Consider the following 8,212-nt stretch of genomic DNA (forward strand, 5'->3'; position numbering starts at 1 on the left):
GTACTGGGGATGGAGACAACCGGATTGAGAGGCTTGACCTGAGGAAGAGGTGTGCCAGCGGGTTTGGGTGCTGCGGGCGGAGCGGACATGTCCGCGATCAAGGGGGATTTGTAGGGTTTGCCGCCCATGAAGTTCGGACCGACTTTTGAGCCGGGGATGGTGCTCGTGATGGTGTAGCCGACTGCGGCGTTGGCGTCTTTTTGATCCTGCGTCTGCGGTGTTGGATCGGAGAGGATTTCCTGGGGGCCGTTTTTTGCGCGCTGGGCAGCGTAGCCTTTCTGGGCCTGAATGGCCGTGAGCTTGTCGCGGTTATCTTTGAAGGTCTGCTGCATCTGATCGATTTCAGCCTGGGTCTTCACGTTGGGGTTGGCAGCGTTGAAGTCCGCAAGGGCTTTTTCTGCTGGGCCCATGGCAGGTCCAGCCGGGGTGACAGGAGCGGCTGCTTTGGGGGTGTGGGCAGTGGCATATGAAGGTGAAACGGATTTCAGTGAAAGAGCCGCCATGGCAGATCCATTTGCTACCGGATTATTGGGTGATGTTTTGACCCATGGGGCGCCGGGCACAGAATGGGCGGCGGAATAAGAAGGAGAAACGTTTGATAGGGTATCCTCTGCCATGAAAGTCCCAGCCATTGCCGGGTGAGCGGACGGCATTACGAGAGATGAGGCAGCGGCTTTGGGAGTGCCCGCTGGAGATGACTGGGGAGGAGCCGTCGGGCTGACTTGTCGGTATCCGGTGAAGGCATTGCCCCGTCCCTCCCGTGCTGCGTATTTTGCTCCAAACTGGGTGGAGGACATGCCATCGAAGGATTTAGCACGGGGGCTTGGGGCTTTGGATATGGGTGCAGCTGCAGGCGTGGAGGACGCTGGTGCTGGTGTGGTAGGGGTTTTCGCTGGCTGGGCCGTGGATTCCGTAGTTGCGGGCTGGGTACTGGTGTTGGGTTTCCAGACCATGGAACCGGCGCTTCTGCCTGGGACAAGTTGGCCACCTGTTCCTATGGTCTGTGCCACGGGTGATGCCGCCCGAGGGCTGACAGGAGCAACCGGGCTGCTGCCAGGCGCTGGAGACTGACCGGGAGCCTGCCCCAAAAGGAGGCGGCCATTGGTCGAGCCATCGACGCTGCGGCGAGGAATGCCGAGAGCCACGCCAGCGTCCAGATATTCAGCGTAGACCTGATCGGGCGTCTTGCCTTTGTGCGGGCCGCTCTGGATGGTGTTCTTCTTGTGCATGCCGGTGGGGCCGGAATTCAATGCGGCATGATGGGAGGCATAGTCCTCTGCCGAGGCAAAGCCGCGTGGAGAGGCAGCCTTGCCGCGCTGATTCCAATTCAAATGGGATGGAGTGGCCATGGTCGTGATGAGTTCAGGATTCCTGATTTGCGGAGGAAGAGAAGGGATCGAAGTCGGGAGCGGGCGGCATCTCTATTGCCCGCTGGGGTGGAGGTGCAGAGGCCATGCTGACCTTGCAGTCAAATGCTGCGATCACCTGGGGAGGGACTATGCCGACGAGTTCATCGTTTTCGCTCGCACGTGTGGCCCATGCCTCGATGACCGGCTGTTTCAGGTCGGTGAGCAGTCCGGTGAGGGCAAACCACCGCTGGCGGCTTTCTTCAATGTGCACGGCATCCCGGTTGGAGGGATCGAAGATGATGCTGCTGAGGCGGGAGAGTTCAGCCCGGACCTTGGGAAGCACATACTCCATCCATGCGGGACAGGCGGCCAACTCCACGCCGTAACGGCGATGACGGGCAATGCTGGCCGCCTGTTCCAAGGCAAGGATTTGTTCAGGAGTGGGGGCTGGGGTGGGAGTGCTCATTTAGATGGCTGGCTGTGGCTGTGCGTCTGGCTGCAAAGCGCCGGCGCTGGGCTGGCCTGCTGTTTGGGCGGGAGCTAACAAAGGGCGCTGGATGGGCGCGGTGAGCTCCTTGGCGTTTTTGAACTCAAGAGAGCGGAGAGTCTGCTCCACGATGGTACCCAGCCGCTTTTCTGCCTCTTCAGGAGGGGCCGCGATGATGGTGAGGTATTCCCTCATCATCGTGAAGGCGATCTGCGCCTGCTGGAGCTGGGCCTGAGACTTGTAGGTGGTGAGGTCCAGAACGATGTCGAGATCGAGATCCCGCATGCGATAGGGATCGATTTCCACCATGCGCTGGTTCTGGCGGTCGAAGAAGCGCATGAGCTTGCCCGCCTCTCCGACCTTGGCGAAGTTGGAGAGCAGGCACTTGAGGGCGCGGCGGAGGATCTTTTCGAGATCGGGAGCCATGTGGCTGATCCACTGGCCGAACATCTCCTCCCCGGAGCGTTCCAAGTTCTTGATGCCGGTGGCGAGTTTCTGGGTGTCCAGCCCTGCCATGGCGCCGTCATTGACATTCTGCACCGCGCTCATGGCCTGCGACATTTGCAGGATGAGTTCGAGCAGTTCCTTCAAATTGGCGAGCTTGGTGTTAGGCAGGGTGACGCTTTGCAGGGTGTCGGCCAAGGTCTTGTTTTCCTTGAGACGATAAGTGCCGCCCCAATTGAGCTTGAGGTTGGGGTTTGCGTCTCCCTCGATGGTGTTGGCGGGCTTCCAAAAGTCCACGCGGGCGGAGCGGGACTCGGCAAACAAGGCGCGGTTGAGCAGCAGGTCTGCCTGATTCTGCAAAGCGTAGTTGCGCTCCACATTGCCACGGCCATGCCAGCGACCGACGACAGGATTGATGCGGACGACATCCACGGGGCGCAGGCCGTCCTCAGTGAGGTTGGCGGTGTAGTCGTAATGGACCGGCAGGCGTCCGCTCTGATCCATGAGGAGCATGATGGAGCGCATGACACCATCACCGAAAGGGTCAAACCACATCCATTGTTCGGCGAGGCCGACAAGGGGCTCGTTGCGGTCTTTGCCGATGCCCTGGCTGGCCAGTTCTCCCTGATCTGCTCGCGGGCGATCGGCCAAGGAGGTTTTGTCTTCGCCGGTGCCAGGGAGCATGCGGTGGACGAGATCGGCGATGCGCTGGAGCTGATCTTCCGGGGCGGTGTCACCCCAAGTGTCCCGCAGATACTGGTCTGCCATCTGGATGACCTGCGAGTCGTAGAGATGGATGATGCAGTCGGCGTCCTGGACATTGGCGGCATTCAGCGGACAGAGAAAGTCGAGGAAATAGATGGGGCGGGCTTCGACACGGTCTGCCAATTGCTGTGAGAGATGGACCTTCACGTTCTGGAAGTCCATGTAGTCGGGCTGGGGCGTCTGGAGATCGCGCTTCAGGACCATTCTGCCGGTTCCCTGCATCTGGGGTGCGCCATCCTCACCTGGCACCTGCAGGCCGTTGGCATCGAGGACAGGAACCTCTTCATCGACGAAGAGGTCGGTCTTGTAGATGTAGTCACCATCGAGGGCGATGATGGGCTGCTTCTCCTGATCGAGCGCAATGACGCGATGACTTTCGAAGTAGCTGGTGAGTTTGACCCGTTTGGTTTTAACGGCGGTTTCCCCCTGCACAAAGGCCAGCTCCACGGCGGCCTGCAGATTGGCGGAAATGCCGCCGATGGTGTCTAGCTGGAGGCGGGCGTAGCTGTTGACATCCCGGGCGAATGCTTCGTCATCCAGACTGAGTCCTGAGACGGAAAAGAAGGGCGACGTGCCAAAGAAACTTTTGTTGGCACGGGCAATCTGCTGGCTGACCGCACGTGTGGTGATGGGCAGATGGACGTTGGACTCCTTGTAAAGGCCGCCAAGGACATACTCACGCCATTCCATCTGCTGTGAGAAAATGAGATGGGACAGATGGCGCTTGCCGAGGTGGCTGGCATAACTGGTGCGCAGGGCCGCCATGGGTGTTTGCAGGTAGTTCGCCGCCTCGTAATCAGCGCGGCCGAGTTCCTTGCTGAGATCATCAAACCGCTGCTTGGCATGGCGCATGAGGCGGTCTTCCTGCTCACGGGTGAGCGTCAAAGCGCTCGGGATGATGACCTGCGGCTCGTCCCCTGAAGGGCCTGTTGCAGGTGGCAGACTTGCTGCCAGTGTCATCGCCTGGGTTTGTGACATAGCCGATTACCGGCTCGACATTCATTCACAATTCAAGGGTGGGTTTGGGGCAGGAGTTGATTTTGCTCAAAATGTCGAGCTATATCCGGCCATGGCCAAGTCTCCGCAGCCCAAGAAGGCGGCAAAAAAGAAGGGTGGTGTCGAATCAGGCTGTGAAAGCCTGCGGAAGCTCGCGGGGAGTCTTGGCGATGGCGAGGTGAGGCTTTACAACCTCAAAAAGCACACCCTTCCCAGTCTGGTGCAGCCGCCCCGCGAGAAGGATCTGGCGGTGTGTGACTGGTGGCTGGTTCACTTTCCAAGCCGCAAGTATGTGGCGGTGCCGGGGGGGCGTGGTGAGGCGCTGCGTTTGCTGAAAAAGCTGGCTGAAGGCAAGGACGAACTGGGATGGATCCCGGTGCCCAAACCCAAAGCAAAGACTGTCAAATCCTCACATGCGCGCGCGCGTGTGGGTGTGTGCGAGGAAGATGAACCCGAAAAAGTGAAGCTGACGGAGGTGCCGGCGTCGCTGGACTTCGATGCGGCGATGAAGTACGCCTTTCCGAATCAGCGCATTGTCCATGAGATTGAGAAGATGATGCAGGCGGTGGATGATGTGGTGATCGGTGGGAAGGTGATCGCCACCAAGCCGAACTGGACCGCCCGGAAAGAAGGGGTCAGGTTCATGATCGAGCACGCGCAGGGGCGCGCAGGTGAGAAGCTGCCCCCGCCGCCAGAAAAGAAGACGGTGAGTTGGGATGAACTCAAGACGATGATCTTTGGCAGCGACAGTGCGAGGATGGTGCTGCGCGGGCTGATTGAAGAAGCCGATGAGAAGGCCATCAAAAAAGCTGTGAGCCCGACGGCAGGGGCGACGACGGAAGGAGCGGCAAAGCCATGAATCCGGCAGACTGCGACTACGAGGTGCGCGAGTTTGCCCCCACTGCCGAGGGGATTAATGACCTCCACCGCCTGCTGGTGGAGGCCAACCCGATGGTGTGGCTGGAGAACTACGGCAAGATCGTCACTAAGAAGAAGGAGTTGAAGCTGCTCAAACCCAACCCGCTGCAGTTCAAGCTGGCGGAGATCGTGGATTACATGCTGCGGCACAAGCTGCCGGTGCGCATCCTGATCTACAAGCCACGTCAGAAGGGATCGAGCACGGGAAGCATGGGCATCATGGACTGGTTTGTGAAGCGCTTTGGCCACAAGGCCTACTTGTGCGGCAACGAACTGAGCAACTGCCGGAACCTGTGGGACATCCTCAAGACGTACAACGACCACGACAACTATGCCTGGGGGTTTCAGTCTGAGGTGCTGGCGAAGAGCGCCAGCTATGGCAACGGCGGGCAGGGTCATTGGGCCACGGCGAAGAACGTGGAGTCTGGCCGGTCTGCCACGCTCGGAGCGCTGGTGATGACTGAGATCGCCCGCTGGGCGGAAGATGACGGTGCCGTCCGGGATGCCGGGAAGGTGTTCTCCTCCTTGATGGGTGCGGTGCCGCTGGAGCCTAACACGCTGGTGATCGGCGAAACGACGGTGCGCGGCGCCAGTGGTGTGTTTTACGAGCAGTGGCAGAGGGCCAAGACCTTCGAGCAGCTCAAGAACGGAGACTATGAGCCGGGAGACTTCATCAAAGTTTTCATGCCGTGGTATGTGTTTGAGGACTCGGTGCTGCCATGCACGCCTGAAGAGGCGTCTCGAATCAATTCGGGGTCTGACTGCCTCAATGAGGTGGAGCGGGCGACAGAACGAAACCTGCTGACCCGCTACAAGCTCACGCCGGGGCACATCAAATATTTCCGCATGCGCCTGAAGGCCTGCGATTATGACCCCGAGGAGCGTGACCGTGAAGAGCCGACGACTGAGGAGTCCGGCTTCTTTGCTGCGCAAGCCTGTTACTTCAACAAGACCAACCTGCAGAAGATGCGCCGACAGGCGGAAGAGGAGCAGTCTGAGATCCAGATGGGTGTGTTTGAGTGGGATGACAAACGCACAGCCGTGACCTGGATGCCTGCGACGGAGGAGGACCGGCCATGGTGGCTGCTGCGCGAGAGGCCGCAGGTGGGGCGAAGGTACACCATCGGCGCGGACAACAGCCGGGGGCTGGCGAATTCCAAAGGGGATCCTGACTGCCATGCGGTGCCCGTCATTCGTGACGGCTATGCCTGTGCCGAGACAGGGACGTGGGTGAAGCCCAAGATCGTGGCCACGCTGCGTGCCAACTGCCGCATCGACATCGACGTGCTGGCCGAGGAGATCGCGAAAATCTCGAAGTTTTACGGCAATGCGATGGTGGTGCCGGAGGCCAACAATGACTGCGGGCTGATCATGTGCCTGAAAAAGCTGGGGGTGCGCATCTTTGAGCGGGAGCGGCCCGCCACTGACAAAGAGGACCAGGTGCCGACCGGAAAGCTGGGCATCTGGACTTCGGACGACGGGGCAGGGCAGGGCATGCGCAGCAGCATCTTGGGTGAGGTGCGAGCAGCGGTGCGCAAGACGAACATCGAGGGCGAGGGGTTGGACATCCCATTTCTGCACATCCTCGATGAGATGGAGCACTTCGCCATCAACCCGAACACGGGGAAAGCGGAGGCGCTGGACAAGCACCACGATGACTTTGTGATGGGCACGGCCTTTGCCTACTTCCTGCGCAGCAAAGGGACGGTGTATGTGGTGGAGCAGCTGAGCCAGCTGCTGCCGCCCGATGTGAGGCGGATGCTGCAAGAAGAAGGACAGCAGAGCAGCATGGGCATGGGTGGAGCGCACCGGATTTAGAGTGACGCGACAAAACCCTCTTGCAATTCTGGAAGATGTCGAGCCGGTGGTCAGCCTATGCCTGAGGTTCCTGCCCAGCTAAACGATTCGACGCCTGAGGTTCCTGCCCAGACGGAGAACAACCTTGTGACGGCTGCCGCGCCAGCGGTGGACAACGCCACTACTCAAACCATTCAAGAAATCGCATCTCCGCAAACAGCGGCGGGCGGTCAGACTGGTGAGGTAGGGGACGAACAGAGTGATTATGCTGCCCGCAAGGCGGCTTTCCTGTCTGGCAAGGCTCCGGAGGCAACTCCGCCTGCTGCCCAGACTGTGGAAGCACCTGCACCTGCAGCCGTCGTCAATCCGCCCGAAGATCCCGAGGATGCCCCTCTGATCAAGGATGGCCAGATGCCCAAGATGCGCGTCCGCACGGTGACACCTGTGGACGTGGAAGCTGTGGCCGCTTTCCAGACCAGTCAGAAGCTGGGCAACACGCAAAGTTTGGTGGAGTTCATCGCTGAAAACTACGTTCCAAAACTGCCTGCGACTCAGCAGACTGCCGAGGCACCTGCTGAAACCGGTCCAACACTGGAATCTGTCAGTGCTGAACTGGAAGCGCTGGAAAAACAGCGCGATGATTTGCAGGAAGGTTTTGAGTTCGATCAAGCCAACGAACTCAAGCCAAAGATCAAGGAACTCCGCGAGAAGGAGAAGCAGATGCTTCTCCAGAGCGTGACTCCTCAGGCGGCCCAAGAGCAAGCCCAGGCTGCGGCTGAAGAGCCGTACCTGATCCAAGCGGCGCAGATGTTTCCGCAGTCGGTGGAGGCAAACTCCCCCTTGGCGGTGAAGGCCCGTGAGATTTATGCGAAGTGGACGGCGGACAAAGATCCCCGTGCAGCGCATCCGTCCTCCGCCTTCTACTGCTACGTGGATGCAGCGGCGCAACTGAGCATCAAACCTTCAGGCGCACCGGCCAGCCAGCCGCAAGTCACTCAACCGTCCCCTACCTCTCCAGTCCACCGTCCACCTGCCTCGGCGCTCATCGCCGGCGGAGATGCCCGCACCCAAACAACGCGGACACCGGCGACGACTGGAACGTACCAAGAACGCAAGCAGGCCTATCTGAAGGCCCGCCCTGCGAGTGCTTAGTGCCTCCCTGAAGCTCCGGGTTTGCCTCTCCCCCCAAACCCAAGGCCATGGCCTACCCAACAACCGTTACGAATACCGGCGCTAACCTGACGACTCAGGACGCCAACAACGCAGCGCAGCTCTGGAAAGAGGGCGCTGACATGTACGAAGCCACGGAGGACGTCTTCACGAAATTTGAAGGTGGTCCTGACGCACTCATCGAAGTAGAGACTGACGTCTCCGCCGGGATGGGACAGAAGATCACCTTCCGCCAGCGCTCCGGCTTCTATGGCCCGGGCAAGCAGGGCAATGCCCTGTACACGGC

At 59.9% G+C, this 8,212-nt stretch carries 7 protein-coding genes; 4 read left to right on the forward strand and 3 right to left on the reverse strand.

Features of this window, described 5'->3' with window-relative positions; all coding sequences use genetic code 11:
- From WAW39_RS01855 to WAW39_RS01865, 3 genes are all read right to left on the reverse strand, one after another.
- The coding region (locus WAW39_RS01855) for a hypothetical protein (RefSeq protein ID WP_422315180.1) at positions 1-410 on the reverse strand (410 nt) is incomplete at its 3' end.
- Between the two features lie 952 nt (positions 411-1,362).
- On the reverse strand, positions 1,363-1,815 hold the full coding sequence (locus tag WAW39_RS01860; RefSeq protein ID WP_422315182.1) for a hypothetical protein: 453 nt from the start codon (positions 1,813-1,815) through the stop codon (positions 1,363-1,365).
- Positions 1,816-4,023: a portal protein gene (locus tag WAW39_RS01865; RefSeq protein WP_422315184.1), complete on the reverse strand. Its 2,208-nt coding sequence runs from the start codon at positions 4,021-4,023 to the stop codon at positions 1,816-1,818.
- Between the two features lie 91 nt (positions 4,024-4,114).
- On the opposite strand from WAW39_RS01865, the gene WAW39_RS01870 reads away from it, so the two are divergent.
- From WAW39_RS01870 to WAW39_RS01885, 4 genes are all read left to right on the forward strand, one after another.
- Positions 4,115-4,900, forward strand: coding sequence for a hypothetical protein (locus WAW39_RS01870; RefSeq protein WP_422315186.1), 786 nt, complete (start codon positions 4,115-4,117; stop codon positions 4,898-4,900).
- Positions 4,897-6,777: a hypothetical protein gene (locus tag WAW39_RS01875; RefSeq protein ID WP_422315188.1), complete on the forward strand. Its 1,881-nt coding sequence runs from the start codon at positions 4,897-4,899 to the stop codon at positions 6,775-6,777. Before WAW39_RS01870 ends, WAW39_RS01875 begins: the two co-directional genes overlap by 4 nt.
- 57 nt (positions 6,778-6,834) lie before the next feature.
- A complete protein-coding gene (locus WAW39_RS01880) occupies positions 6,835-7,908 on the forward strand; it encodes a hypothetical protein (RefSeq protein WP_422315190.1) in 1,074 nt (357 codons plus the stop codon).
- A 47-nt stretch (positions 7,909-7,955) separates the two neighbouring features.
- Positions 7,956-8,212, forward strand: a 257-nt coding sequence (locus WAW39_RS01885) for a hypothetical protein (protein WP_422315192.1), incomplete at its 3' end; no start/stop codon positions are given.

This window comes from Prosthecobacter sp. (genome assembly GCF_049294395.1).
In the GTDB taxonomy this organism is placed as follows: domain Bacteria; phylum Verrucomicrobiota; class Verrucomicrobiia; order Verrucomicrobiales; family Verrucomicrobiaceae; genus Prosthecobacter.

What these genes read in the sequence shown, in the direction of transcription:
- WAW39_RS01860 (WP_422315182.1), bottom strand. Translation starts at nt 1,815, where the DNA reads ATGAGCACTCCCACCCCAGCCCCCACTCCTGAACAAATCCTTGCCTTG.
- WAW39_RS01865 (WP_422315184.1), bottom strand. Translation starts at nt 4,023, where the DNA reads ATGTCACAAACCCAGGCGATGACACTGGCAGCAAGTCTGCCACCTGCA.
- WAW39_RS01870 (WP_422315186.1), top strand. Translation starts at nt 4,115, where the DNA reads ATGGCCAAGTCTCCGCAGCCCAAGAAGGCGGCAAAAAAGAAGGGTGGT.
- WAW39_RS01875 (WP_422315188.1), top strand. Translation starts at nt 4,897, where the DNA reads ATGAATCCGGCAGACTGCGACTACGAGGTGCGCGAGTTTGCCCCCACT.
- WAW39_RS01880 (WP_422315190.1), top strand. Translation starts at nt 6,835, where the DNA reads ATGCCTGAGGTTCCTGCCCAGCTAAACGATTCGACGCCTGAGGTTCCT.